Origin of the sequence: Microbispora sp. CA-135349, from assembly GCF_050947365.1 — a bacterium.
GTDB lineage: Bacteria > Actinomycetota > Actinomycetes > Streptosporangiales > Streptosporangiaceae > Microbispora.
The window spans coordinates 4,600,371-4,625,746 of sequence record NZ_CP192001.1 but is presented as its reverse complement, the minus strand read 5'-3'; the positions used below and the strand labels follow the sequence as shown (position 1 = coordinate 4,625,746).

Annotated in this window: 27 protein-coding genes and 1 pseudogene; 16 read left to right on the top strand and 12 right to left on the bottom strand. The window is 68.6% G+C overall.

From position 1 onward, the window contains the following. Nucleotides 1–29: 29 nt before the first annotated feature. The 4 genes from ACQPZZ_RS21570 to ACQPZZ_RS21555 all read right to left on the bottom strand — a co-directional run bounded on the left by ACQPZZ_RS21570 (nt 30) and on the right by ACQPZZ_RS21555 (nt 4,434). Complete coding sequence (locus tag ACQPZZ_RS21570) at nt 30–1,592, bottom strand: alpha-L-arabinofuranosidase B (protein ID WP_432921021.1); 1,563 nt, start codon at nt 1,590–1,592, stop codon at nt 30–32. A gap of 517 nt (nt 1,593–2,109) precedes the next feature. Continuing rightward, nucleotides 2,110–2,640, bottom strand: a complete 531-nt coding sequence (locus tag ACQPZZ_RS21565; RefSeq protein ID WP_432921018.1) for a hypothetical protein — start codon at nt 2,638–2,640, stop codon at nt 2,110–2,112. A gap of 64 nt (nt 2,641–2,704) precedes the next feature. Next, nucleotides 2,705–3,334, bottom strand: coding sequence for a response regulator (locus ACQPZZ_RS21560; RefSeq protein ID WP_432921016.1), 630 nt, complete (start codon nt 3,332–3,334; stop codon nt 2,705–2,707). Then, the gene (locus tag ACQPZZ_RS21555) at nt 3,331–4,434 is read right to left on the bottom strand and encodes a sensor histidine kinase (RefSeq protein ID WP_432921013.1); all 1,104 of its coding nucleotides are present in this window, start codon (nt 4,432–4,434) and stop codon (nt 3,331–3,333) included. Before ACQPZZ_RS21555 ends, ACQPZZ_RS21560 begins: the two co-directional genes overlap by 4 nt. Before the next feature lie 15 nt (nt 4,435–4,449). On the opposite strand from ACQPZZ_RS21555, the gene ACQPZZ_RS21550 reads away from it, so the two are divergent. The 3 genes from ACQPZZ_RS21550 to ACQPZZ_RS21540 all read left to right on the top strand — a co-directional run bounded on the left by ACQPZZ_RS21550 (nt 4,450) and on the right by ACQPZZ_RS21540 (nt 7,248). Then, nucleotides 4,450–5,154: an ABC transporter ATP-binding protein gene (locus ACQPZZ_RS21550; protein WP_432921010.1), complete on the top strand. Its 705-nt coding sequence runs from the start codon at nt 4,450–4,452 to the stop codon at nt 5,152–5,154. Continuing rightward, entirely contained in the window at nt 5,151–5,900 is a 750-nt protein-coding gene (locus tag ACQPZZ_RS21545) for an ABC transporter permease (protein WP_432921007.1), read from the top strand. Before ACQPZZ_RS21550 ends, ACQPZZ_RS21545 begins: the two co-directional genes overlap by 4 nt. A gap of 340 nt (nt 5,901–6,240) precedes the next feature. Next, entirely contained in the window at nt 6,241–7,248 is a 1,008-nt protein-coding gene (locus ACQPZZ_RS21540) for a glycoside hydrolase family 11 protein (protein ID WP_363647307.1), read from the top strand. Nucleotides 7,249–7,327: 79 nt separating this feature from the next. On the opposite strand, the gene ACQPZZ_RS21535 is transcribed toward ACQPZZ_RS21540, so the two are convergent. Next, a complete protein-coding gene (locus ACQPZZ_RS21535; RefSeq protein WP_432921004.1) occupies nt 7,328–8,986 on the bottom strand; it encodes a tetratricopeptide repeat protein in 1,659 nt (552 codons plus the stop codon). A 76-nt stretch (nt 8,987–9,062) separates the two neighbouring features. Further along, a pseudogene (locus ACQPZZ_RS21530) lies at nt 9,063–9,158 on the bottom strand (hypothetical protein); the annotation flags it as partial. A gap of 990 nt (nt 9,159–10,148) precedes the next feature. Between ACQPZZ_RS21530 and ACQPZZ_RS21525 the strand changes: the two are divergent. The 3 genes from ACQPZZ_RS21525 (at nt 10,149) to ACQPZZ_RS21515 (ending at nt 12,084) form a co-directional block, all read left to right on the top strand. Then, the gene (locus ACQPZZ_RS21525; protein WP_432921001.1) at nt 10,149–10,715 is read left to right on the top strand and encodes a type IIL restriction-modification enzyme MmeI; all 567 of its coding nucleotides are present in this window, start codon (nt 10,149–10,151) and stop codon (nt 10,713–10,715) included. 116 nt (nt 10,716–10,831) lie between these two features. Then, the gene (locus ACQPZZ_RS21520) at nt 10,832–11,059 is read left to right on the top strand and encodes a hypothetical protein (RefSeq protein WP_432920998.1); all 228 of its coding nucleotides are present in this window, start codon (nt 10,832–10,834) and stop codon (nt 11,057–11,059) included. A gap of 317 nt (nt 11,060–11,376) precedes the next feature. Beyond that, the gene (locus ACQPZZ_RS21515; protein ID WP_432920996.1) at nt 11,377–12,084 is read left to right on the top strand and encodes a DUF4190 domain-containing protein; all 708 of its coding nucleotides are present in this window, start codon (nt 11,377–11,379) and stop codon (nt 12,082–12,084) included. A 368-nt stretch (nt 12,085–12,452) separates the two neighbouring features. Here the strand turns inward: ACQPZZ_RS21515 and ACQPZZ_RS21510 are convergent, their stop codons facing one another. Further along, a complete protein-coding gene (locus ACQPZZ_RS21510) occupies nt 12,453–12,746 on the bottom strand; it encodes a helix-turn-helix transcriptional regulator (RefSeq protein WP_432920993.1) in 294 nt (97 codons plus the stop codon). Nucleotides 12,747–12,823: 77 nt separating this feature from the next. Then, nucleotides 12,824–13,453 carry a 2'-5' RNA ligase family protein gene (locus tag ACQPZZ_RS21505; RefSeq protein WP_432920990.1) on the bottom strand — a complete coding sequence of 210 codons (630 nt, stop codon included), beginning with the start codon at nt 13,451–13,453 and terminating at the stop codon, nt 12,824–12,826. A gap of 425 nt (nt 13,454–13,878) precedes the next feature. On the opposite strand from ACQPZZ_RS21505, the gene ACQPZZ_RS21500 reads away from it, so the two are divergent. From ACQPZZ_RS21500 to ACQPZZ_RS21475, 6 genes are all read left to right on the top strand, one after another. Next, nucleotides 13,879–15,060 (top strand): helix-turn-helix domain-containing protein, encoded by a 1,182-nt coding sequence (locus ACQPZZ_RS21500; protein ID WP_432920987.1) that lies wholly within the window; start codon nt 13,879–13,881, stop codon nt 15,058–15,060. Next, a complete protein-coding gene (locus ACQPZZ_RS21495) occupies nt 15,057–15,590 on the top strand; it encodes a flavoprotein (RefSeq protein WP_432920984.1) in 534 nt (177 codons plus the stop codon). Before ACQPZZ_RS21500 ends, ACQPZZ_RS21495 begins: the two co-directional genes overlap by 4 nt. Before the next feature lie 473 nt (nt 15,591–16,063). Then, on the top strand, nt 16,064–16,282 hold the full coding sequence (locus tag ACQPZZ_RS21490; protein WP_432920981.1) for a hypothetical protein: 219 nt from the start codon (nt 16,064–16,066) through the stop codon (nt 16,280–16,282). Then, nucleotides 16,279–16,614, top strand: a complete 336-nt coding sequence (locus tag ACQPZZ_RS21485; protein WP_432920978.1) for a hypothetical protein — start codon at nt 16,279–16,281, stop codon at nt 16,612–16,614. The genes ACQPZZ_RS21490 and ACQPZZ_RS21485 overlap by 4 nt, the downstream gene beginning before the upstream one ends. A gap of 244 nt (nt 16,615–16,858) precedes the next feature. After that, nucleotides 16,859–16,981: a DUF397 domain-containing protein gene (locus tag ACQPZZ_RS21480; protein ID WP_432934476.1), complete on the top strand. Its 123-nt coding sequence runs from the start codon at nt 16,859–16,861 to the stop codon at nt 16,979–16,981. An 89-nt stretch (nt 16,982–17,070) separates the two neighbouring features. Beyond that, nucleotides 17,071–17,490 carry a hypothetical protein gene (locus ACQPZZ_RS21475; protein ID WP_432920975.1) on the top strand — a complete coding sequence of 140 codons (420 nt, stop codon included), beginning with the start codon at nt 17,071–17,073 and terminating at the stop codon, nt 17,488–17,490. Nucleotides 17,491–17,615: 125 nt separating this feature from the next. On the opposite strand, the gene ACQPZZ_RS21470 is transcribed toward ACQPZZ_RS21475, so the two are convergent. Continuing rightward, nucleotides 17,616–19,775, bottom strand: coding sequence for a choice-of-anchor P family protein (locus ACQPZZ_RS21470; protein WP_432920972.1), 2,160 nt, complete (start codon nt 19,773–19,775; stop codon nt 17,616–17,618). A gap of 667 nt (nt 19,776–20,442) precedes the next feature. Here ACQPZZ_RS21470 and ACQPZZ_RS21465 point away from each other — a divergent pair. Further along, a complete protein-coding gene (locus ACQPZZ_RS21465; RefSeq protein WP_432920969.1) occupies nt 20,443–21,093 on the top strand; it encodes an HAD family hydrolase in 651 nt (216 codons plus the stop codon). 577 nt (nt 21,094–21,670) lie between these two features. Next, on the top strand, nt 21,671–21,874 hold the full coding sequence (locus tag ACQPZZ_RS21460) for a cold-shock protein (RefSeq protein WP_363647287.1): 204 nt from the start codon (nt 21,671–21,673) through the stop codon (nt 21,872–21,874). Between the two features lie 255 nt (nt 21,875–22,129). On the opposite strand, the gene ACQPZZ_RS21455 is transcribed toward ACQPZZ_RS21460, so the two are convergent. Beyond that, nucleotides 22,130–22,357, bottom strand: coding sequence for a hypothetical protein (locus ACQPZZ_RS21455; protein ID WP_363647286.1), 228 nt, complete (start codon nt 22,355–22,357; stop codon nt 22,130–22,132). Nucleotides 22,358–22,486: 129 nt separating this feature from the next. Beyond that, on the bottom strand, nt 22,487–22,993 hold the full coding sequence (locus tag ACQPZZ_RS21450) for a hypothetical protein (RefSeq protein ID WP_432920965.1): 507 nt from the start codon (nt 22,991–22,993) through the stop codon (nt 22,487–22,489). 197 nt (nt 22,994–23,190) lie between these two features. On the opposite strand from ACQPZZ_RS21450, the gene ACQPZZ_RS21445 reads away from it, so the two are divergent. Together ACQPZZ_RS21445 and ACQPZZ_RS21440 are read left to right on the top strand one after the other, a co-directional pair. Continuing rightward, complete coding sequence (locus tag ACQPZZ_RS21445; protein WP_432920962.1) at nt 23,191–23,571, top strand: hypothetical protein; 381 nt, start codon at nt 23,191–23,193, stop codon at nt 23,569–23,571. A 34-nt stretch (nt 23,572–23,605) separates the two neighbouring features. Next, nucleotides 23,606–23,785: a hypothetical protein gene (locus ACQPZZ_RS21440; RefSeq protein ID WP_432934699.1), complete on the top strand. Its 180-nt coding sequence runs from the start codon at nt 23,606–23,608 to the stop codon at nt 23,783–23,785. A gap of 100 nt (nt 23,786–23,885) precedes the next feature. Here ACQPZZ_RS21440 and ACQPZZ_RS21435 read toward each other — a convergent pair whose 3' ends face one another. After that, nucleotides 23,886–25,322: an ATP-binding protein gene (locus tag ACQPZZ_RS21435; protein WP_432920959.1), complete on the bottom strand. Its 1,437-nt coding sequence runs from the start codon at nt 25,320–25,322 to the stop codon at nt 23,886–23,888. Between the last annotated feature and the right edge of the window lie 54 nt (nt 25,323–25,376).

The window sequence follows — 25,376 nt, the reverse complement described above, 5'->3', positions numbered from 1 at the left end:
TGCGACCGGCGATTATCTGTCGGAAACTCCTACGCCCAGGGCTGGGAGACGACCCAGCTGACGTCATCGTTCCACGCGGTGGAGTTGTCGAAGGAGTTCGAACCGCCGTTGCTCGCGATGTAGACGGTGTTGTTGTAGTGGCGGATGAACCGGCTCGGGAAGTTGTACGACGCGAACGACGTGCCCTGGCCGTTCTTCCCGGACTGCGGGCAGAACGTCGCGTCGGAGGCGAAAAGCGAGCTGCCGTCGTTGTGCTGCCGGTAGAGCTGGTAGTTCTGGTGGCGCAGGTAGTCGCCGGGGTAGTTCCTCGACTCGAACGACACGCACGAGCCGCTGGCCAGGCCACTGCGCACGATCCAGGTGGCGTCGTTCTTGTCCAACGTGGAGCTGGACGAGGTGATCACCGACGTGACGACGCTGTCGTTCTGGTGCCGGATGTAGCGGTCGGTGTAGCCGGAGGTCGTGGCGCGCAGCGAGATCGACGAGCCGGGGGTGAGGGTCCCGGTTCCGGGGTTGCCGCCGCCCGACGTCGAGTATCCGGCGGCGACGATGTTGGCCTGCACGGCGTTCTCGGTGGCGTCCGACGGATAACCGGAGGTCATCACGCCCTCGTAGAAGGTGCCCCGGGCGCCGACGCTGTTGTCGCCGCCGATGCCGAGGATGATGGCGCCTTCCTTCTTCATCGGGTTGTAGCCCGCGACGTTGGGCCGCACCCCGTTGTAGAAGGTCGACAGGGCGCCCGACTGGGCGTTGCCGCCCCGGATGGCCCAGTGGTTGGGCTCACCCTTGATGATGGCGGTCAGGAACCGGTGGCTGATGCTCGGGTCATTGGCGTTGTAGTGCTGGTTCACGCCGGAGAACAGGCCGTTCTCCAGGTCGGCCATGATCCAGGGGCCGTTGCCCGCGCCGTAGCCCCAGACCTTGATGTTGCCGAAGTAGATGGCCTCCATCGTGCCGTTGCCGTTGTCACGGCTGTTGGTCTCGGCGTTGCCGTAGTCGAAGCAGCAGCCGCCGTTGTAGTGCGTGCCGTCGAAGATGGCGTACATGCCCTCGGGCTGGTCGCCCTTGGCCACGCCGTTGGTGTTGTTGTTGCGATAGCCCGTGCCGGGGGCCACGTAGACGCCGTAGGCCTTCTGCCCGCCGACCGTGATCGGCGCCGCGGTCGCGACCGCGAGGTTGTCGTAGCCGCCCGCGGCCGGACCGTTGAACCCGCCGGGAGGCGCCTGGGTCAGCCGGTTGTTGCGGCCGGACTGGTCGTAGATGATCGTGATGAGGCAGGTGGTGTTCGCGCAGAACGAGTCCTGCGCGGCGGCGTTGGCGACCCCGCCCGCGCTCAGCACGCCGATGTCGCGGGTGGCGTTGTCCGAGGAGCGGCGCACCTGGTAGAGCGCGCCGTTGTAGTTGCCGTACAGGGCGCGGGTCGTGCTGTGCGCCGCCACGCACGGCGTGCCGCCCGCGGCGTAGATGTCACACGGGCCCTGCGACGCGGCCTGCGACGGTGCGGACAGACCGGTCAGCAGGCCGGCGGCGAGCGTGATCGCCGCGCCCGCGGACAGTGCCGCCTTCTTCGCGCGTCGTAATCCTGGGATCATGGCTGGCTTCACACCTTCCCGAGAGCGCCCGGCTCTTCCGGTGGCCCACGCGGAACGTCGCGTCCCGCCCGTCCGTGATCTCCGGCCCGGAGGAGAGGAGATCGCTGCGCGGCACGTGGCCGGCGGGCCGGACCCGTCGCGACGATGTCTGACGCGATATCCGACGCGAGGGCCGGCAGCGCCGGAACGGCGCCGCCAGTGCGCGGCGTACGGGGGAACGGACGTTCACGGGAGTGCCTCCCGCGTGGCATTGTTAGCGTTAACAATTCGCGGTGCAGAAGGGGCCGGGAGATCTCACAGTTGGGGATGGGGGGTAGGTGCGCTCAGTGTTGGCCTCGCTTCCGGGTCCGTCAAGACCGGCGCCTCGAAGCGGGCGAGCCGGGCCGCACGACGGTGAAACTTTCACAGCGGGCCGCGTCCGTATCCGTCAGGGCGTGGCGCGGGTGCCGGCCGCGGTGCCCGCCCGCCCCACCCGCCCCGGCCTCGGGGGCGCCGTTCACGGCCGGCATCCCTGCCTTCACGCGTCCCGGCTGTGCGTGGCCAGGCCGGCGAGCCAGCGGCGGGCCTCGCGGGCGGTGCGCAGCCGGACGACGGTGAGATGCGGATGCCGCCCGATGCGCTCCACCGTGATCGTCCGCCTCCGCTCGTGCTGGGACCACGCCCAGCGGATGGGGTGCCCGGGGTCGATCCAGTCCCGCACGCGCTCCCAGTTCCCGTTCCACAACTCCTTGCGCGACAGCGCGTAGGCGAGCGAGCGGCGCACGACCCGGTGCATCACGGTGCGGCGCGGCAGGTCGAGCCAGATGACGGTGTCGGCGCGTTCCCACAGCAGGTCGTGCAGGAACTGGTGGTACTGATCCTCGGTCACCCAGCGCGGCTGCGAGGAGAAACGCTCCACGTCGGACTCGAACTCCGGCCGCTTCGTCCAGCCGGGTCCGTGGTGCAACGCGTCGAGTTCGTGGCGCGGGAGCCCGAGCCGCGATTCCAGCACCCTGGCCATCGTCGTCTTCCCCGCCCCGGAGATCCCTGCGATCAGCACTCTCTGCACGGGGACATTTCACCAGCGATCAATCCGGCGGTCAGCCCGCTCGTGAAAGATCGCGGCCTTCGCGTCAGACGAGGTGGGCCTCGTACGCGGCGATGACCAGGTGAACGCGGGTACGCGCGCCGAGTTTGGTCAGCAGGCTGCTGACGTGCGTTTTCACCGTGCTGAGGCAGACATGCAGGCTCCGGGCGATCTCGGCGTTGGACAGCCCCCGCGCCACCAGGACGAGGACCTCGCGCTCACGTTCGGCGATGCCCAGGCCGTCCGCTCGCGACGGCGGGCTCACGAACCGCTGGATCAACCGCCGTGTGGCGGTCGGCGCCAGCAGGGACTCGCCCGACGCGATGACGTTCACGCTCCGGATCAGCTCGGCGGGGGGCGTGTCCTTGAGCAGGAAACCCGCGGCGCCCGCCCGCAACGCTCCGTAGACGTACTCGTCCAGGTCGAACGTGGTCACGATGAGCACGCGCGTCCGCGGGCGGTCGGCGCAGATACGACGAGTGGCCTCGATGCCGTCCATCTGCGGCATGCGCACGTCCATCAGCACCAGATCGGGACGATCCCGGGCAGCCGACGCCACCGCCTGCGCGCCCGTCGCGGCCTCGCCGACCACGTGGAACCCCGGCGCGGAGTCGATCAACCGGCGGAAGCTCGCCCTGATGAGCGCATGGTCGTCGGCCACCAGCACCCTGATCACAGCGGCAGCCTCGCCATGACGCGGAAGCCGCGCACGGGACGGGCGCCCGCCTCGAACTCGCCGCCGAAGACGCGCACGCGCTCGCGCAACCCTGTCAGGCCGTGCCCGTACGGCCGCGCCTGGCCTCGCGTGCCGTCGTCGGTGACCTCCACCGTCACTCCGTCCTCCTGCCGTTCGATCCGTACGAGGACATGGCGGGCCCCGGCGTGTTTGAGCACGTCGGTCAGCGCCTCCTGCACGATCCGGTAGACCGTCAGCTCCATGTTCCCGCCGATCTCGCCCTCGGTCTTCAGCTCCACCTCCAGGCCCGCCGCCCTGGTCCGCTCGACGAGCGCGCCGAGATCGGCCAGCCCGGGGGCGGGGGCGAGCCCCGCGTCGCCGTCCTCACGCAGCACCCCGAGCAGTCGCCTGGTCTCGTGCAGGGCCGACCTACTGGTCTCCTCGATCGAGGCCAGCGTGCGGCTCATCTCCTGCGCCCCTCCCAGGTGGCCCGCCACGCCCGCCTGCACGGCGATCGTGCTGAGGCTGTGGCCGATGACGTCGTGCAGCTCCCTGGCGATGCGCAGCCGCTCCGCAACGGCCTCCGTGCGAGCCCGTTCCTCCGCCTGCGCGGCGAGTTGCTCGGTGTAGAGCCTGCGCTGCCGTACGGCCGTGCCGGCGGCCCAGGCGGCCACCAGGATCGCCAGCACCAGCCCGAGCTGGTCGCGCACCACGGCCGTTAGCGGCAGCTCGACCACACCCTGCACGGCGACCGCGGCCGCCACGAGCAGCGGGACGACGGCCCTGCTCCGCGTGGCCAGCGCGTACAGCGCGAGAGGCAGGCAGAGCGGGTCGGCGTGCGGGACGAGGAACTCGCGCATGCCGAGCCCGCCCAGCAGGACGACCGCGAACACCGCGCGCGGCCACAACCGCCTGACCGCCAGGGGCAGGCTGGTCGCGAGGGCCGCCGCATAGTCCGTCACGCCGGGCTCCGACAGGTTCCTCGACGAGGCGAGCCCGATGAACGAGGCCGCGAGGACCACGGCGATCGCGGCGTCGATCGTCACCCAGACCCAGACCGGCACCCGGCTCAGCAGGGGAAAACGGATCTGTTCGCGCACGACATGAACCTCGACATGATCGAAGTCACCGGACTCACCAAACGCTTCGGAAAGACGCTCGCCGTGGACGACCTCTCCTTCACGGTCCCGTCCGGCAGGATCACCGGCTTCCTCGGTCCCAACGGCGCCGGCAAGACCACGGCCATGCGGCTGATCCTCGGTCTCGAACAGCCCACCGCCGGGCGCGCGACCGTGAACGGCGTGCCCTATCGGGAGTTGAGGAGGCCACTCACCCGGGTCGGCGCGCTCCTGGACGCGACCGCGGTGCAGGGCGGGCGGCGCGCGGGGCAGCACCTGCGGTGGCTGGCCCGCTCCAACGGCGTCTCCCGGGCGCGCATCGGCGGGCTGCTCGAGCTCGTGGGGCTCGGCCGTGCGGAACACAAGCGCGTCGGCGGATTCTCACTGGGCATGAAGCAGCGGCTGGGGCTCGCCGCGGCTCTGCTCGGCGACCCGGAGGTGCTCGTGCTCGACGAGCCCGCCAACGGACTCGATCCGGAAGGCATCCGCTGGATGCGCGGCCTGCTCAAGTCCCTGGCCGCCGAGGGCCGGACCGTGCTCGTGTCGAGCCACCTGATGAGCGAGATGGCGGTCACCGCCGATCACCTGATCGTCGTGGCCCAGGGCAGGGTGCGCGTCGACGCCGGGATCACCGAGCTGGTACGCCCCGGCACGTCGCTGGAGGACGCGTTCCTGGACCTCATCGGGAGGCGTGCGCGATGAGTGCGATCGCCGCCGAGTGGATCAAGCTGCGGACCCTGCGTTCGACCTGGTGGGCGCTGGGCGTCGGGGTGCTGGTGTCGCTCACGCTCACCGCGCTGGGCGCCTCCACCGTCATCGCGCGCTGGGATCCGGCCCGTACGAGTGATCAGGCCGCCATGGGGATCGTCGTGGCGGTGTACGTGGGAGTGATCCTGGCCCAGCTTCCGCTCGGCATGCTGGGCACAATGACGATCAGCGCGGAGTACGCGTCGAAGATGATCGACACGACTCTCCTCGCCACACCGTCCAGGGCCCGCGTGCTGATGGCCAAGGCGACCGTCCTGAGTGGGGCCGCGATCGTCGCTTCGCTGCTCATCACGGTTCCCGGTTATCTCTACGGGCGGTTCGTCGCGGCGGAGTTCCACCCGTCGCCGCTGCCCGCCGGAGCCTGGACGGTGATCGCCGGCGGCACGCTCATGATCGTGGTGAGCACGCTGCTCGGGCTGGCGCTCGGCACGATCCTGCGCAACGGGGCCGCGGCGACCGCGGCGCTGGTGGCGATCCTTGTCGTGCTGCCGTTCGTCGCGCGCATGCTGCCCTGGGGCGAGCACATCAACCGGGTCCTTCCCGCGTACCCGGCGCTCCAGCTGATCGAGCAGGTCCCGGACATCATGCCGTCCTGGACGGCGTTCGCCGTACTCACCGGGTGGGCGGTGATCCCGCTGCTGATCGCGATCGCCGGCGGGCGAGCCCGCCACCGGTCCTGACAGCCGGTCGCCTGCCCGCTCACGGCCTCGGGAACGGGGAGTGTCTGAAAGTTTCAAGGCCCAAGTTCGGACTCCGAATGCGTCACCACGTGGGGTATCGGCCCCATTGGAGGGTTCCGACCAGCGGTGACGAGCACGTCGTCCACCATACGGTTTCCGGGGCATTACGGAAATCGTTGACAACGAGACAAGTGCGGTCCGATACTTTCGCCGATGTTCCGATAACTTTCGGCTGCGTGCGACGGTGTCGTGTCGTGTCGTATCCCGCCCGCTGACGGCTCCCGGCGAGCCGTCGCACGCCGCCCGCCCCCGACGGCCTTCACAAGGAGGAAGCGCGCACATGATCGACGCCCCCGCATACTGGAGAGGCCGTAGACGCGGCCGCGCCAGGCTACTCATCGCCCGCGCCTGCGCCGTCGCGCTGGCCGCGGCCGTGGCGCTGCTGCCCGGCGTCGCCCACGCGGCCGTCACCACGAACCAGACGGGCACCAACAACGGCTACTTCTTCTCGTTCTGGACCGACAGCCAGGGCACCGTCTCCATGGACCTGGGGTCCGGCGGCAACTACAGCACCTCGTGGCGCAACACCGGCAACTTCGTGGCCGGTAAGGGCTGGAGCAACGGCGGGCGCAGGTCCGTCTCCTACTCGGGCAGCTTCAACCCGTCGGGCAACGCCTACCTGTCTCTCTACGGGTGGACGAGGAATCCGCTCGTCGAGTACTACATCGTCGACAACTGGGGCTCCTGGCGGCCCACGGGCACGTACAAGGGCACCGTCACCACCGACGGCGGCACCTACGACATCTACGAGACCACCCGCTACAACGCCCCCTCGATCGACGGCAACAAGACGTTCAACCAGTACTGGAGCGTCCGGCAGCAGAAGCGGACCGGCGGCACCATCACCACCGGCAACCACTTCGACGCCTGGGCCCGTTACGGCATGAACCTGGGCAGCCACGACTACATGATCCTGGCGACCGAGGGTTACCAGAGCAGCGGTAACTCCAACATCACCATCGGCGGCTCCACGTCCGGAGGCGGTGGCGGCGGTGGCGGCGGTGGCGGCGGCGGTGGCGGTGGCGGCTGCACCGCGACGCTGTCCGCCGGCCAGTCGTGGAGCGACCGCTACAACCTCAACGTCTCGGTCAGCGGCTCGAACAACTGGACCGTGACGATGAACGTGCCGTCCCCGGCGAAGATCCTCTCCACCTGGAACACCAGTGCCACCTGGCCCAGCTCCCAGGTGATGGTCGCCAAGCCGAACGGCAGCGGCAACAACTTCGGGGTGACCATCCAGCACAACGGCAACTACAACTGGCCGACGGTCTCCTGCAGCGCGGGCTGATCCGCACACCCGCGGCACCGCACCCGTGGCGCGGCGGTTCATGACCGCCGCGCCACGGGTTGTGTCACGCGCCGCCCCGTCAGCCCGGGATCGTGGCCGGCGGCCCGGTGAGGCGGCGCAGGGCCGCCTCCGCGTACGCCAGACGCGTGTCCGGGATGTTCAGGCGGACGATCGCCGTGCGGTAGTCGTCGAGGAGCTCCGGCAGCACCTGTCCGGCGCGCTCGTCGTCGGGCGCGTTCTCCAGCAGGTCGGGAATCGTCTCCTCCGCCGCGTCCGCGACGACCCGCCAGCGCTCCGCCTGCGCGGCGCGGCGCGCGAGCAGGACCAGGGTCAGCACGAGAGCGCGCCGCCACGTGCCCGGGGTCTCCCGGTCCAGCCGCCGGTAGCAGGCGACGGCCCGCTCCGCGGCGTCGTACGCCTCGTCGCCCGAGGACGTCACGGCCATCAGGTGCAGGGCCTGCCCGAGGTCAGGCAGGCCGTCCGTGCCGTCGCCCGCGCCGACCAGGACGGCCAGGTCGGCGAGCCCGATCGCCTCCCGGGCGAGGGGCAGCGACCCGGCCGTGTCACCGGCCCGGCCACGGGTCGTCGCCGCCGCGGTCAGGGCCCGGCGCAGGTCCGCCCGTACGGCGCCGTGACCCTCGTCTAGAAGCGCTCGATAGAGGTCCACGGCCCGTTCGTACGCTTCGAGCGCGCCGGCCAGGTCGCCGAGGCCGGCGAGCAGCTCCCCGAGGGCCTTCGATGCGCGGGCCAGGAGGTCGCGGTCGCCGGGATCCTCGGCCGCGAGGTTCTCGTACACACCGGCCGCCCGGCGCATGTGCGCGACGGCGTCCTCCCGCTCGCCCAGGCGGGCCAGCGCGTTCCCGGCGTCCTCGTACGCCTGCGCGAGGAAGTAGCGGAACCCGGGATGCCCTGCCGCGACGAGGTTCTCCAGCAGGGTGGCCGCCCGCAGGCTCACGGACGCCGCCTCGGGGAACCGTCCGGCGCGGGTGAGGGCGGAACCGAGCCTGCCCGCGCCGAGCGCGAGCTCCCCGACCGCCTCCTCGGTCATGGGCTCCGCGGCCTCCCGCAACGCCACGACGACGCGCAGCACCTCAATCTCGTCGTCGGCCCGGCCGCGCAGGCACAGCGCGGCGGCGAGGTCGCTAAGTGAGAGGGCCAGCCAGTCCGGGCCGTCCGCCGGGGCGAACGCGCAATCGGCGGTGGTCTCGGCGAGCTCGTGCAGCGCCGCGGCGATGCCCGGCCGGTGCTCCGCTGTGCCCTCCAGCCGGTCGTACCGCCTGGCGAGGTCGGCCGCCGTGCATCCCTCGTACGTCTCCGTGGCGGGTGCGCTCTGCCGCACGGGCCCGGCCACGCCGTCGGCCCGCAGCCGGGCGTCTTCCGCGGCCTGCCCGCGACCGAGCGCGGCCAGCGCGTCGCCGAGCCGCCGCAGCGCCTCGGCCAGGTCGTCCCGGAACCGCTCGGGGTCGCGCGCGTGCAGGCGTTCGCGGACGCCGAGCGCCCGCGTCGCGGCGTCGAGCGCCTCGACGGGACGCTCGCAGGCGAGCAGGTAACCGGCGAGGTCGCACAGCAGCACGCCCAGCTCGGGAAGGTGAGCGCTGTGGTCGTCGTCCGTGATCGGTTCGAGCAGGGCGGCGCCCCGGCGGGCCAGCCGTACGGCCTCGTCGGGACGGCCGAGCCGGGCGCGGCACCAGGCGAGCCGGTCCAGGCAGAAGGCGTGCAGCCCCGGCACCTCGGGCATCGCGGTGAGGAGCGCGGGCCGCCTGCTCGGCCTCCTCGTCGCGGCCGACGCCGGCCAGGCTGCTGCCGAGGTGGCCCATGGCGAGTGCGACGGTCTCGCGGTCGCCGGACTTCTCGGCCGCGGTCACCGCCCGCTCCGCCCAGCGCAGCGCGGCCTCGTGACGGCCGCACATGAAGTCCACCTGGGCGAGGCGGCCGAGGAGCCGCGCGTGCGACGCGGCCCAGCCGGAGCCCGCGGCGGCGAGCAGCTTGAACAGGCGCGCGGCCACCGTCAGGACGGACGCCGCCTCGCTGAGCAGGCCCTCGCCGAAGAGGATCTCCGCCAGCCGGTACAGCTCCGGCGCGAACCCTTCACGGAAGTCCTCGCTGCCCGGTACGGCCGCGAGATAGGCCTCCTTCGCCTCCATCAGCCGGCCGTGCTCCAGCAGTCTCCTGCCGTACGTCCACGAGGTCAGCGAGCGCACCATCTGCTGGTCGTGATCCAGTTGGCCCGCTGTCTCCACGGCCTCCGCCGCCGCCGCAAGTGCCTCGTCATCGCGGTCGAGCTTCGACAGGGGATCGGAGACGAAGTTCAGGGCCAAGGCGAGCTGTGTCATGTATCCGACATGCTCATCGGCGATCCGGCGCAGGTGGGCCACTGCTTGGAGGCATTCGTCCACGGCCTCGTCCACCCGGTCGAGCCACGCTCGGGCTCTGCCTATCGCGAGCACCTCGTTTCCGCTCTCGCTGACGGCGCCAAAGGCGCCGCCGATCTGGTCGCTTATTTTGTGCTACGCGCCCACGCCATCCTCAATTCTGTTGGCCAGACGGGTCTGATCGCGACCAACACGCTTGCTCCAGGTGAAACCCGAGAGGTGGGTTTGAATAGGGCTGCAAGCGAAGGGACCACCATCCGGCGGGCAGTTAAGTCGAAGCCCTGGCCGTCAAAGTCGGCCGCATTGGAGTACTGTGCCGTTTGGTCCAGTCGCTTTCCCCTAGAGGAAGGCTCAGCTGATAGCGGACGGTGCAGTTGTATCCGGAATTACCTCTTCCTTGGATCCTGAATCTCGTGCGCTCGGGAATCCGTACCGCCTGGCTGTCAATTATGGTATAGCCTTTCAAGGGTCTATTCTTTTAGGGATTGGATTTGCTGTAGAGGTATCATTTGCTCAAGAGATGCTGGCATGCGACCCGCGGAACGTCGAAGTACTTTTTCCTTATGGGATATAAGTTCCCGTCCGGATTGCTCGGCTGGTCGCTGGGCTGTGGATTTCGGTGACCGAACTGCCGAGGAGGCTCAAGAATGGCCTGAGCCTTGGTCTTGGATTGAGAGCAAGGTGAAAGCAGAGCGCGCCAATGCAAGTGCGGCGGTGCGTCAGGTTCCTTGGTGGCAGTATTGGAGACGGCGACCAGCGCTTTACAACTCTATCGCGTCATTAGACCGGGTGACTGTTATTACGCGAGTGAGTAAGGTCGTAATGCCAGTGATGGTGCCAACTGGTCAGGTCATGAGTGAACAAGTGGTGGTATTCGCGACCGATGACACAGCCATGCTGGCACTGCTTTCGAGTGCGCCGCACTACTGGTGGACACTTACTCGGGCGTCGACCCTTCAAACACGGGTGCGCTATACGCCATCCGACGTATTCGAAACGTTGCCGCTGCCGGAGCTGACTTCGGAGATACGTGAGCTTGGCGATCGGCTCGACACGTACCGGCGGGAGCTGATGCTTGCCGCCAAGTCGGCCTGACCGCGACGTACAACCTGGTCAATGACCCGGCGTGCCAGGACGAGGACATTGTCGAGCTGCGCCGCATCCATCGGGACATCGACGCGGCGGTTTGCCGGGCCTACGGCTGGGACGACATGCTCGACAAGCTCGACCACGGCTTCCATTTGGTGGGCGGCCGGGAAACCCGCTACACGGTCGGCCCCTACGCACAGCGCGAGTTCGTGGACCTCCTGCTCGAACTCAACCACGAGCGCTACGCCGAAGAGGTCGCCAAGGGCCTCCACGACAAGAAGAAGTCCGCCAGGCCCAAGCCGGTCCGTACCTCCAAGCAGTCCGGCAACACTCCGCCACCGTTGTTCTGAAGGAGTGCGTGATACCCAGAACGACGATGAAGTAGCCGGAGCGATGCGGCATGTTAGCGCTGAAGCGCTGAGAGGTTATGGCGAGCTGTCAGATGTCGAGACGCGGACTCGCGGCGCGGAGTTGGCTGTCCAGCGACCTCGGATTCGGCTGTAAGGCCCGGTTCTATTCCTCTTGCGATTGTCCGCTGCTTGCCGTCCGGCGGGCGAGAGATGCGTGAGCGTTAACGATCAGGTCACGAAGCGCCAAGTGGGTAAGCCGACTCTGCGGGTGAGCTGTCAAATTGGTCGGAATAAAACAGTAATCCCGGAGTCGAACCATGACCTATCAGCAGGGGCCGTACGGTAACTATCCCTCCCAGCCTGGCTACCCCGCACAGCCTGGCTACCCTGTACAGCCCGGCTACCCCGTGATCCCGCCGCCGGTTAAGACCAACGGCTTGGCGGTCGCCAGCCTCGTTCTCGGTCTCACCGGTTTCATCACGTGCGGCTTCACCAGCCTCCTCGCCGTGGTTTTCGGCCATGTCGCGATGAGGCAGATCCGCCGCGACCACACCGACGGCCGCGGTATGGCGATCGCTGGTCTCGTCCTCGGCTGGATCCTCACCAGCCTGTGGATCGTTTATTGGACGCTGGTCTTCGCCGGCGTCATCGCGGGCATTGCCGGAATCGGCACCCAGTCCGCAGATCAGTCCGCGGGGCGCGGTGACACCACACTCGGGCAACGTGTCGCCGGTGACCACGAGGTGACCTTCGAAGCCGAAGGCGTTGGCGGCGCCAACTCGGCCGGCAACGTCACCTACAACGTCGGATTCGACATCAAGCAGGAGACCGAGGTGTCCTTGCCGTATTCCAAGACCGTCCAGGCGCCCGAGGACACGCTGACCGTGTCGTTGTGGGTGCAGAACGCCGATACAGCAGGCGTCGTGAAGTGCCGTATCAAGGTGGACGGGAAGACCGTCCGGGAGGCGAAGTCCAACGGACCGTACGGCGTCTGCCGGGTCGAGACGGGCTCTCTCGACCAGTGACCGTGGGTGAGGCAGGATCGCTCCTGCCCTACCCACCTTGGCACTCACGAGAGGGGAGCGACGGATGACCGGTCTTCCCGCGGTGATCACCACAAGAGGAAGCGACCGTTATCACGCCAGCGAGGAGTGCCCCATGTGGCTGGCGGGTCGGCTCGGCAGCGAAAGCCAGGGCAACCGCCTGCATAACATCCTGCAGATGTCCGAAGCGGAGGCCCGTGCCGACGGCTGGACGCCCTGCCCCGGCTGCATCGGGAGAGGATAAGTGTGAGTCTCTGGTCTGCCGGGAACATGCTCGCCGTCCGGCGCGTCCGGCAGCCCCTGGATCATCAGCCCGCTGCGGTAGGGCCAGTTCTACCCCGCGTCCAGGCTCAACGGCGATGTTCCATGGATTGTTTTGCCTGATAGTCGGCCTCAAGTCGATTCCAAAGCCGTGCGGGGGTGCCGGTGACTCGCTCCAGGGCTACTGCGACTTCTGGTGGAAGCAGAACCAGTCCGTCGATGAGCTGATCGACATACTGAAGGGGTAGCCCGGCACGAGAGGCCAGTTCGTGCCGAGTAATGCCCTGCTCTTCGAGAATCTCCAGCAGGGTCTCCTCGGGCGGTACTGGATAATCGAGTTCTCCAGCCGGGTATAGCCTGCGACCGCGCTTGTTCGTGGTCACTATCGCCCCTTCCTGCTGTGGTCGTGCTGTGCTGCGACTTCGGCGAGCGGTCCGAGGACGGCGGAGGTCTGACGACATCAACCGCCCAGCGGCGGTGCTTTGAGAACCTTCCATTGGTACATGCCCTCATCTCGGTTGAGGTCGATCAGCGAGACGCGTGTGAGCGTCGCGGGTACGACCTCGGCATGCCGGCTGAGGGTCTCCCGGATCGGAGCCAAGGGCGATCCAGAGGTGTTGGCATAGGCGAGGCTGACGTGCGGATAAAAGCGGTTTTCAGCCTCGGGCACGTGGTCCTTACCCCATACCCCCGCGATGCTCTCGCGGATGCCTCGGCGAATGGCGGCTACGGCTTCGACTGGCCGTACAGGAAGGTGTACGCCCTCTGCGTCTGCGACCACCGGACCAAGGTCAACCGAGACGGGCCGAAAGTTGGCCAGGTGCTCGGCAACCGCCGTGCTGATTACGCTCAGGTCTTCGTCGCTCACCTCGTCCGTGAAGCCCACGCCCTGCAAGGTCATGTGCAGCCACTCGAACGGAATGGGATCGAAAACGCCCGCCTCTTCGAGGTGAGGGCGCAGTCGCGCCGCGAACTCGTGCAGGGCGGGTTGCTCGCCGACAAGGAAGTGCCAGGTGTAAAACGACCGGCCCTTTCGCCATCCTGGGCGCCACCACCAGTGATTACGCGTCTGCTCGTCGATTCCCGTCACGGGATCACCCTTCCAGAGGCGCTGAGCTCTCGGAGCGGAACGCCTTGATTCCTTCGCAGGTCTCCTTCGCGTAGCCACTGGCAAGCACACGGTTGGCGATCTCATCAAGCTTGAGCGGCAGGGGCACCGCCGCATTTCCGGCGGTGGTCCATTCAGCACCAGGCGTAGCGCCTCGATCGCACCGCCAAGGTTCCCACGCGGACGGCGTTGACCGGGCCGAGGTACTCACTCGGTGTTCCGCCGTAGTAGGTGTCGCGGGGGTGACACAGGGCGTGTCACCCCTTCGGCTTCCCGTACGCGAGACTTGACCTCCCATGATCGATAGTGCGATCGCACGGGACATAGACGTCCTTCCGAGGGGCTGTTGCCGAACTCTGAGTTCGGCGAAGCTGGGAAGCCGGGGACACGGATGCTTGAGGGGCGGGATGAACGATCGGGAACTGGGCCAGCGGGTCGCGTACTGGCGGCGTCGGCGCGGCCTGACCCAGCAAATCCTTGCCGACCGGCTGGGCCGTTCAATCAGTTGGCTGCGCAAGGTGGAGGCCGGGGTTCGGAGCGCCGATCGGCTCTCTGTCCTGGACTCTCTCTGCGAGGCGCTGAACGTCGACCTCCAGACTCTCCTCGGCGAGGAATCCGCCCGAAGCGGGACCCTGTGTATCGATGATGCGCAGGTCGAGCGCATTCGGGAGGCGCTGGAGCGCTATCCTCTCGATGCGGGGCCGGGTGATCTCTTGCGCCTGCGCCGCCAGGTCGCCTACGCGTGGAGCGCCTTCGAGGTGGCGGACTACGACGTCATCAGTCAGGTGCTCCCGGAGACGCTGGAGAACGCGCAGAGCACCCATGCCACTCTTGGGACGGAGGAGACGGCCAGGCTCCTCGCCGAGGTCTACCAGATCACCGCCAGCACCCTGCGGAAGCTCGGAGAGCATTCGCTGTCCTGGCTCGCAGGGGACAGGAGCATGGCGGCGGCCCGTCAGATCGGGGACTTGTCGCTGCTGGCCGCCGCCGGATTCCGGATCGCCAACGCGCTGCTGTCCATGGGGCGAGCAGAGTCGGCATTGGACATGCTCACGGGCTTGACCAATCGGCTCAGCGCCGAGTCGCATGCTGAGGAGCAGCGTGCCATGTATGGCCATGTGCTGCTTCAGGGGGCGATGGCCGCCGCATCCCTCGGTAGGCACTCCGTGGTGCGGAACCTTCTCGGGGAGGCGCGGCAGGCGGCACGGTTCGTGGACGCCGACCGCAACCATCACTGGCTCGCTTTCGGCCCGGCCAATGTCACCGCTCATGAGGTCGCCGCCCTAGTTGTGCTGGGTGAGGGCGGCCTGGCCGCCGAGGCGGCGATGGCGGCCGATCCAGATGCCCTCGCCCGGATGCGCCGTGAGCGCCGAGCCGCCTTCCTCGTGGACGTGGCGCGCGGATACAGCCAGTGGGGTCGCCGGGAGGACGCCGTCCGCAGGCTGTTGGAGGCTGAGCAAGTCGCTTCTCGCGAGGTGCGCTGTCGTCCTCTCGCTCAAACCGTCATCGCGGATCTCCTCCGCCGTACCCGAGGACCGGCGCCCGCGGATCTCGCAGGGCTTGCCGCTCGCGCTGGCGTGCGGGCATGAGTCAGGGCGTGCTCTACGTGATTGCTTGCGGAGCTCCTCCAGCCCGCGAAGTGAGCAAGCTGATCGTGGCGGCGCAGGGGAGGGGCTGGTTGGTGTGCCTCCTGACAACCCCTGCGGGCAGACGATTCGTTGACATCGACGCGCTGGAGCGACTGACCGGGCATCCGGTGCGCAGTGAGTACAAGAATCCCGGCGAGCCGGATGTGCTCCCTCCGCCCGACGCGATCATCGTGGCGCCGGCCACGGTGAACACCATCAGCAAGTGGGCCTTGGCCGTGTGCGACACGCTCGCGCTCGGCATTCTGGTCGAAGCCATCGGCAAGCGGCTTCCGGTCGTCGCGTTGCCCTTCACGAACCGGGCACACGCCGCTCACCCCGCCTTTCAGGAGCACATCGACAAGCTTCGGTCCTGGGGAGTCGAGGTCCTCTTCGGCCCGGACGTGTATCCGCTGCACGAGCCGGGAACCGGGAGCCGTTACCTCCACCTCTTCCCCTGGGAACGAGCCCTGGACTGTCTCGACCGCCGATAGCTGGTCCTGCCCTCTCGGAGAAGTATCCTCGACGGCCGACTCGTCACCCAATGGCGTGATCGCAATGTGCCCACCATGCAGGAAACTCTGGCGGCCAGGAGATAGGTCTTCTTCGATGTTGACGGCACCCTGATCGATGCCCTGCACAACCAGCGGCGAGTTTAGATGGCGTGGGCGATGCGGTTCGGCTTGGATCCGGAGGAGGTCTACCGCTGGCCTTCGTCTCCGGCGGCTGACGTAAGCCTCGGCGGCCTCCGTCCTTGCGAAACCCCGGACTGTACGGTGACCGTTCTACAGAACGTCACATCTGACACACTCTGTGTCACTACTCGCTCGCGCTGTGTACCAGTCTTGGGATCGTCCAAGCCGGTCATGCAGGTAGGAGCGCTAGAACCACTGCCTGCATGAAGCGGACCCGCCAGCGGTGCCCTACATCGCCGACGGGTCCTTGATCAGGATGGTGGTCCTGACCCATGACACAGAGTAGGGCTGTTGCCGCCGCCCGTCCGGTGTTCGCCGGGTGGCGGATCATGCGGAGCGATGCCGGGCGGTTGTGGGCGACGCGGGAGCGGCCGTTCCCCTCGGCCGTGGAGGAGGCGGGCGCGCACCGGACGGTCGACGCCGACGACCTGGTCGAGCTGTGCCAGGCGATCGCCGTACAGGAGGGCATCGCCGAGGGGACGGCCGGGTGAGCGCGTCCGCCGCGGTGCTCGACGTCGCCGCCGAAGAAGAGGACGACGACGCGGACTGTCCGGACGTGTCCCCACACCCGGCCGTGCCGCGCCTCGGCCGCACGAAGCTGTGGTGGATCGAGGAGAGCCTCGGGCGCGGCCGGGTCGTCGCCCACACCTGCGCGTGCCAGATGACCTCCTACGAGCTGGTCCGCTGCGGCGGCGTCTACCAGTTCCGCCGCCGCGCCCTCGCCCGCCGCGACGTGCCGCCCGTGTCCTGGACGGCCGGATGCTGGCGGCGCGAGGAGGCGTACGAGTGGTGGCGCCGCCTGCTGGCCGGTCAGGCCCGATGAAAGCTCCCCGCCGATCACGCGAAGACCGTGGTCGGCGGGGTCCGGGCGGCCTGCCGTACGCCTGAGGGGGCTTTCCCGGCAGGCCGCCCGTCGCACAGGACCCCGCCCACACGAGGCGGGGACAGATCGAGAGAGGAAGAGAGACGAGATGACCGACCTGTACGAGCGCGACCTGGCCGGGGCGCGGTTCCGCCGGCTGTGCGGTGGCAACCAGCAGGAGGAGGAGTAGGAGACCTGCGTCGAGATCGCCCCGATCCCGGGCACGGCGGACGCGTTCGCCCTGCGTGACAGCAAGAACCCGAACGCCGGGACGCTCCGCTTCACCGGCGACGAGCTCCGCGCGGCCGGTATGACCGCCAACCTGTAGCCGCCTCGACGGGGCCGGGTGCGGCCCCTGCCCGGTGATAGCAGGCAGGGACCGCACCCCCACTGTAACGACCAGGTCCGAGGAGTCTCATGCACCTGCACTGCTACTCCTGGACGGGAGTCGGCGACGACCGCCGCAACGAGGCCGAACGCCGCCCGCCCCCGCCGTCCGGCGACCCCGGGCCGTTCCTGGCCTCGCCGCTGCCGCCGATGCGTACGTGCGATTGGCTGCTCAAGCCGCGCACCCGCATCGACGTCTCGCCGGGGACGGTGGGGGAGGCGTTGGACTGGCTGACCGGGCGCTACCGCGCGGCCGAGCCGCAGTTCCTGCGGCCGGACGACGAAGCGCGCATCGGGCTCGGCCTGCGCCTGGAGAACGCGGGGGAGGCCCTGACCAGCGGACTGGACGTGCAGTGGGGCATCTGGCTGCGCGGCGGCCGGTTCGTCACCTGCGCCGTCGTCTGCTGCTCCCCGAACCGCGACGCCGCCCACCGCTGCCCCGCCGCGTGAACCCGCCGCAATTCGTAGTACGGGTGCCTAAGCATCCCCGGAGGGCGCCTGTAGCACGGCCGAGGCCGGGCGGAACTGTGACGTTCCGCCCGGCCTCGGGGGTTGGTCGGTTCAGGTGGGGTGGGTCATGGGCAGTTGCCGATGTCGCTTTCGGCGGAGGCCAGGACGACATCGGTCTTGGCCAGACCGAGGGCGTTGACGGTGACATGGACGGCGTTGACGGTCAGGCCCTTGTCGGGGGTGGTGAACGAGGTCTGCTCGTTGAGGACGAGCTTGACGACGCCGACGTTGACCGTGGTGTTCGGCTGGACGTTGGTGGGTGCTGCGATGACCACCGTGTTGCCGACCTTGAGGGAGGCGATGGTGGTGGTTCCGGTCGAGCCGTCGCAGGTGGTGGTCGAGCTGGACTTGATGGCCCCGACGGTGATCACCGGGATGCCCGTGATTCCGATGCTGGTGTCGTCGATGGAGGCGGTGGCCACGGATTTGCCGGGGAACTCGGTGGTGGCGACCTTGGCGCACAGGGCGTGCGCGCTGATCAGTCCGCTGAGGCTGGCGGTGCAGGGCACCGAGGTGGCGCCGGTCGAGGTGGTGGAGACGGGGCCGGTGTCGGGGGTGCGTGCGATGTTGACCAGCTGGATGCCGGCCAGGGCGGCGCTGGCGGTCAGGCCGTAGGCCCGTCCGGTCAGCTTCTGCGGCGTGACGGTGACCTGTTCGTCGCTGCACGGCGAGGTGACGGAGTTGTTGTTGGCGTCGCCGCTGTAGGTGGCGGTCCACCGGTAGGTGCCGGCCGCGCCGATGGTCACGTTGCCGGACGCGGCGGTGCCGCTGCCGGACAGGTCGTCGGTGCGGGTGCCGATCGGCGTCGTGCAGTCGGTGTCGCCGGGGGCGTACAGCTTGAATGTGACGTTACCGGTGGGGTGGAACCCGCCGGAGACGGTGGCGGTGTCGGACACGGCGCCACCGGCCGGCACGGACCCAGATGGGGTGGTGGCGATGCCCGGGGTGGCCTTGACGACCTCGACCTCTTCATCGCCGCACGGGGAGGTGACCGGGTTGTTGGCGTCGTCGCCGCTGTAGGAGGCCACCCACCGGTAGGTGCCCACCCCGCCCGCGGCGATGTTCCCGGACGCGGCGGTGCCGCTGCCCGACACCGTCCCGGTACGAGTCTCGATGGGCGTCGCGCAGTCGGTGTCACCGGGGGCGAACAGCTTGAACGTGACGGTGCCCGTCGGGTGGTACCCACCGGTCAGGGTCGCTGTGTCCGAGATGTTCCCGCCCGCGGGTGCCTGTCCCGATGGTGTCGTGGCGATCGATGGGGTCACCTTGGGGACGTGTTCGGTGATCGTTTCGGTGAAGCCCGGTGACAGGACGCCGTTGAGCAGGAAGTCCACCTTGCAGGTGAGGGTGCTTCCCGGTGCGGCTCCGGCGCCGACGGAGACGTTCTCGGTGAAGGTGGCGTCGTCGCCGCTGGTCACCGCCCGGCTGCCGGGGGTCAGGGACACCGACAGGTTCGCATCGCAGTCGCGCAGCTGGTGGGTCACCGTGACCGGCAGGTTGTGCAGGGCGTCCAGGATGGTGTCGCTGACCTCCGAGGCGTTGAGGCCGGAGAACAGCTGTCCACCCGTGGCGTTGGTGATCGCGGTCGCCTGGCCGCTCGAGTTCAGCCCGGACAGGTCGAACGCGAGCACGGTGATGTCGGCTGCCTGCAGGGCACTGATCGCATTGGCCAGCGTGTGGCCGTTGCTGGGGTCATGGCTGGGGGCGTCCCCGATCAGCAGCACGATCCGGGTGCTGTTCGGCCGGAAGCCGACCGCCCCCGACGCGACCTGGAACAGACCGTTGATGCCGTCCTCGGGGATGTCACCGCCGCCCGAGGCGACCAGCGAGTTGAGACCGTTGGTGACGTCGGTCTGGTCGGCGGTGAGGTTCTGCGCCACCCGGAACGGCGTCGTGTCCCCCATGTCCTTGTATTCGGCGACCGCGAACTGCGCGTCCGGCTGCGCGGAAGCGACGGTGGACAAGATGGTGTTCGCATTGGTCCGCACGTTCGAGATGACCCCGCCCATGCTTCCCGTTGTGTCGATCAGGAACGCGATATCCGGCTTGGGCGGGACCGCCGGAGTGGACACGGTCTTGGTGATCGTCGTCGATCCGCCGGGGGCCAGGTTCAGGGTCACGTCCGCCGGGGTGACCCCGGGCGCGGCGAACGCCGTCCCTACCCCGGCCATCAGCATTGCACCGGCCGCCACCGCGCACACGGCGGCCCGTAAACTTCGCGTCATTCTCACTGTGTCATTCCTTCTGGTGTGGCGTTATGCCACAACGAATTCGGAATCGCCGGCCGTGCGGAATCTCTGTGATTGCACCACCCGGGGCGCCCTCTTCTCGCGTGTGGGCGCGAGCGGATGCCAAATTGCATTGGATGACAATCTCGGTAGACCTTTTCAGTGCCGGCCGCTGATCAACGAGGGGGTGTGGCCACGGTCATATGGTGACTGGTCGACGAATAGATGTAAATAGGCCACTTACGGCAAGTTCCCGACTGGCCACAGTCGGCCACTTCTCGCCGGTGAGAGGGGTGCCGGTGAATAGCGAATCTTTTTCAGGTATGCCCGTTGAAATGCGTAATCGATGGTTCGCCGCCGAGAAGAGCCGTCCTGTGGACCGTCTCAATTCCGGTTATGGGCATCGCCGCGGAGTCGGCCGACAGCTCCCACGTCCATCCGGAATCAATAAGATGCGACGGATATGACAACTTTCGGTCATGACGCCGGCACCCCGGCGAGGTACACTCGCCACCGCCGTATGCCGTGGGCGTGTGAACGGACACCGCAGACTCGGATCTCCACCGCAGCCGGTGCGGTTTACCGACAGCCGGTCCTGCCTCCGAGGAGCTCGCGAACGGTTCTCCCGGCGGCCGGACCGACAGTCCGATGGCATGATCGCGGTATGCCCGTGGTCCCACAGACTCCGGCCGCCAGGAGATGGGTCTTCTTCGACGTTGACGGCACTCTCATCGATCCCCTGGACAACCAGCGGCGCGTTTGGGCGGCATGGGCGGTGCGGTTCGGTCTGGATCCCGAGGAGGTCTACCGTGTCGCGCTGCGGACCCGGCCGGTGGAGACCTTCGCCGCCGTCGCGCCGGACCGGGATCCTCATGCCTGCCTGGCCACCCTGCACGAGCTGGAGGACGAGGACGTGCGGTCGGGCGTCTACATCGCTTCCGACGGTGCGCCGGAGCTGCTGTACGGTCTGCCGCCGGGCTCGTGGGCGCTGGTGACCTCGAACTACGCCCATAGAATTCGCGGGCGCTTCGCCCGCACCGGGTTGCCCGTACCTGAGGTCATCGTGGACGCGGCGGCAACTGAGCAGGGCAAGCCGTCCCCCGCCCCCCACCTGCTGGCCGCGCAGCGGCTCGGTGCCGCACCCGAACAGTGCCTTGTCGTCGAGGACGCTCCTTCCGGCGTACAGGCCGGCCTCCGCGCCGGGATGACCGTGTGGAACGTCAACCTGCCTGTCGCCGTCGAAGGCGCGCACCGTCATTTCGAGCACCTGAGGGATGCGGCAGAGGGCATCCTGGCCTTTGTCGCCGGAGCCTGACACAAGCCTCGGCGGGCTCACGCTCGATTGAGATCACGAACTGCCCGGTGACGGTTTCGCAGTACGGTTGATCGGGAGAGGAAACCCAAGGCGACCGCCCGGGACTACTCCTCCTTTTGCACATCCTGCTGGACGATCGACGCCCCTCGGACATCGGCTCTTTTGCTCAGAGCGCTCAGCGCCTTCGGCAGTGAGCCGTTCCGGCGACAGCGGTCCCGTTCCCGGGGATGTCGGCTCTGGCATCGTTTCCCCCGTACGCCTCGCAGGTGTGCTGTAAACCCAGCTAACGCATTGCGTGTCATCTGCTACGGCACGCCTCGGCGTCCGCGGGGTTTGACGTGGATCGGGCTCCTCGGCGGCGAGGAGATCCAGCTTCCGCCGGGGTGTCTCGTCACCCCAGGCATGTGATACGGTTTACGGCGTTGCAGTTGTGGTACCCATGAAACTTGTGTGCGCCTGACGGGATGTAACCTTCAGGCGCATTTGTTTTTTCCGGCATTCTCCGGAGGGGCCTCACGGCGACACGGAATCCGTGCAGTGCGGATTCCGCTTCGGTCCCTGTTCAAGGAGATTCAACATGGCTGTCGGAACCGTGAAGTGGTTCAACGCGGAAAAGGGCTTCGGCTTCATCGAGCAGGAGGGCGGCGGCCCGGACGTCTTCGCCCACTACTCCAACATCGCCGCTCGTGGTTACCGCGAGCTGCACGAGGGCCAGAAGGTGTCGTTCGACATCACCCAGGGCCAGAAGGGCCCCCAGGCCGAGAACATCGTGCTCGTCTGACCCAGGCAGACTGATTCGGGGTCCGCGCTCGACAGCGCGGGCCCCGACTCATGTCCGGGGGCAGACGCTCCGTCATGGTGCACCTCGTCGATGCGGTCAGCGCCGCTGCCCCATTTGGGGCAGGTGGGCTTCCGGCGAGGGCGGATGAGGATCTGGGTCCTGGCCGCGAGGGAGGGCGCCGGGGCGTGGACGCCCGCCGACGTGTCGCCGACGGAGTTGTACTCTCGCGACGCGCTTCCCTCGGGGCGTTGTCTCTCAGAGCTTGTGCAGCTTTTTGTATGGGGTCGTGATTCGTTCCTGCTGCGATCGGAAATCGACGATCACAGCAACCCCATCCTCGACGTCGAGGACCACGCCGAGACCGTATCGATCGTGGGTCACCTGGTCGTTCACACTGAACTGCTCGACAGGTGGGGCGGGAGGCGGGGGCTTGAAGGGACTGGTGGGCAGGTGACGGCGGGACGCGCCGCTGGCTGGCTTCATTACCTCCAGTATGTGCTGCTCGCCGGGCCGCTTACAACCAACCCCCGGCCTTGAGACGCCGTCGTCGTTCCTGCGGGGCTCTGCTTCGCGCGCCCGAGCAGCGGGCGGAGCAGGAGATCGGGCGTCGTCTCAGGGGCGCCAGTCGTCCTGGTAGTCGGTGTGCCAGTTGTACGCCGCGGCCTCCAGCCTCAGCAGGTGCTCCGCCTGGGCGTGCTCCTCGATCGCCAGATAGAGCTCGTGGACGAGCACGGACTCCAGGAAATCCACGCGGTCGCGCTTCGCGGTCAGATCCCGCTCCGCCTTGTGCCAACCGGGCTCCCCGGCGTCGGTGGCTTTGTGCGCCTGGTCCAGGCCCTCGTCGATGCGGGCACGCAGGAACGGGATCAGGTCCTCGGACAGGACCTCTGCCACACGCGCGCGGGACCGGCGTGCCTCGGTCACGATCTCGCGGTAGCGGGAGGTGAGCGCCGGCTCGTCGGTGCCCGCGGGTTCCGGCCGGGGGAGTCGCCACAGGAGTGTCCCTTTGTCGATCGGCTCACCGTCGCCGGCGGCGAGAGCGTCCCCGAGGAGTTCCGCCGCGAGCAGGGGCCGGTTGCGGACCAGCTCCAGGAGCGTCCCCCGATTGATGGTTGTCATGGCCAGGAGGTTACATGCAGTGATCGAGCGACCGCCAAGGGTGTGCAAGATGCTCGGGGTCGATGTCTTGTCCTCGGTAGTAGGTGTCTCAACCGGTGGTTGAGCGCAACCTTACGATTCGGCCACGCGTCATTCAGATGCTTATCAAGAGCAACTAACGTTGCGTCAAAGGTCAGGCGAGGAAGGACACCCCCCACGTGTTCGGTCGGCAGGAGAAGCTGTTCGCTGCGGGAGCCGACCAGGGAGACCTGTTCGGCCCGGGAGACGACGCAGGGGAGGCGATCGCCGGCAGACAGGGGCGGCATCCGCTTGGCGTGCCGCAGGACTTCCCGCCGGTCACGTCGTTCGAGGTCAGGGGAGAGTTTCAGAAGCTGGTCGAACGCGACCTGCTCGGGCCGTACGACGGCGAATTCGAGGAGCTGCCGCCGAAGGCGATAGGCCCGCGCGAGCGCTACCTGGTCGGCATGCTCGGCCCGAAGCCGTCGCCGAAGCGGGTCGCGGAGAACGCCGGTGAGCTGCCCGACACCGAGATCGGCGCGGAGGGCGACGGCGCCGAGGGCGAATGCCGGACGTGCTGACCCGCAGAACCTCGGCCGCCTGTGGGCGTCGTCCATGGGCATGTCGTTCGCGGTGCCCGTCGGCCTCGACGCGCTGTGGGAACGCGGGCGGCTCGACCTCACGGTCGAGGCCCTGGTCGTGCAGCCGAGGTTCGCGGAGTTGTTCACGCCCGAAGAGGTCGAGGTCGCCCGGCACCGCCTCGGACAGTTCGGCTGGAGCACCGCGGTCGCCTGACCCGCCGGCGGTCATCGTGGATGAGCCCTCGTCGTACCTGCCGATTCTCGATCACCAGGCCATCGCCTGATGCTGCGCGAGCAGCGGATGGAGCCGGGTGTCAGGGCGGGTTCCGGGGCAGTGTGAGAGTGAACACCGCCCCTCCGCCCGGCGCGTTGGCGGCGGTGAGGGCGCCACCGTGCAGGCGCGCGTTCTCGGCGGCGATGGCGAGACCGAGGCCGCTGCCCTCGCTGCGGGTCCGGGCCGCGTCGCCCTTGGTGAAGCGGTCGAAGACGTGCGGCAGGACGTCTTCGGGGATGCCGGGCCCACCGTCGGCGACCGTGATCACGAGGTGGTCGTCCTCGGCCCGAGCCCGGACGTCCACCGGTACGGACTCGCCGGCGTGGCGAAGGGCGTTGCCGATGAGGTTGGCGAGGACGACGTCGACGCGCCGGGGGTCGAGCCGGGCGCGTAGCCCCGGCGGCACGTCGGCGCCGACCCGGTCCTGCCAGTGCCGCACGGTGAGCGTCTTGCCGACGAGTTCGCCCACGTCGATCTCGTCGAGATCCAGTACGGCCGCGCCAGCGTCGAAGCGGGAGATCTCCATGAGGTCCTCGACCATGCGGACGAGCTTGTTCGTCTCGTCGGCGACCAGTTCCAGCGCCTCGGCGGCCTCGGGGTCCAGCCGCCCGGAGGCGGCGTCCTGGTGGAGCACGCCGGTGACGGCGGTCATCGCGGCGAGCGGCGTGCGCAGTTCGTGGGAGACGTCGGCCGCGAAGCGGCGTGCCCTGGCCTCCATGGCGCGCAGTGCGGCGGCGTCGGCCTGGAGGGCGGCGGCCATGGTGTTGAAGGTGCGGCCGAGGTCGGCCAGTTCGTCGTCACCGGTGACACGGATCCGGGTGTCGAGGGCGCCTGCGGCCATGTTCTCGGCGGCGGAGCGCAGTCGCCTGACCGGGCGCAGGACGCGGCGGGCCGCGAGCAGCGCGGGGACGACGGACAACAGCACGACGGGCAGCACGCCGGCCCGCGCGGCCGCGACGAGGGTGGCGACGTCGCGCTCCTGGTCGGCGAGCGAGAAGGACGCGTAGACGACCAGCCCCGAGGGCTGTGCCGGCCGGTCGGCGCGCGTGACCGGCAGAGCGACGGCGAGCCAGGGTACGCCGGCATGGTGGAAGCGCTGCACAAGGGCGGTACGGGCCGTGGAGGCGGCCTCGCGCAGTCGCCCGGGCAGGACGGGCGCACGTCCCGCGGCGAAGATCGGGGCGCCGCCGCGGTAGGCGACCGCGGTGCGCCAGTCGCGGGAGACACCGGCCCGGTCGAGCTGAAGCGCCAGAGCGCGCAGGTCCGCCTCGGCGGGTGCGGCCGGCAGGTCCGGGGCCAGCGAGCCGACCTGGGTGCGCAGGTGGTGCACGGTCGTGTCCCTGGCGCGGTCCAGGATCGCGGTGCGGGCCTGCCGGAAGGTCAGGGCGGCGACGGCGAGCGCGCTGAACGCCGAGACCAGGACGAACGCGACGACGAGGCGGGTGCGCAGGCCCCGCCGGACGAGACGGCGGCTCACAGGCGGCTCACAGGCGGCTCACAGATGTCCCACCGGGGTTGCGCCGGCGCGTCT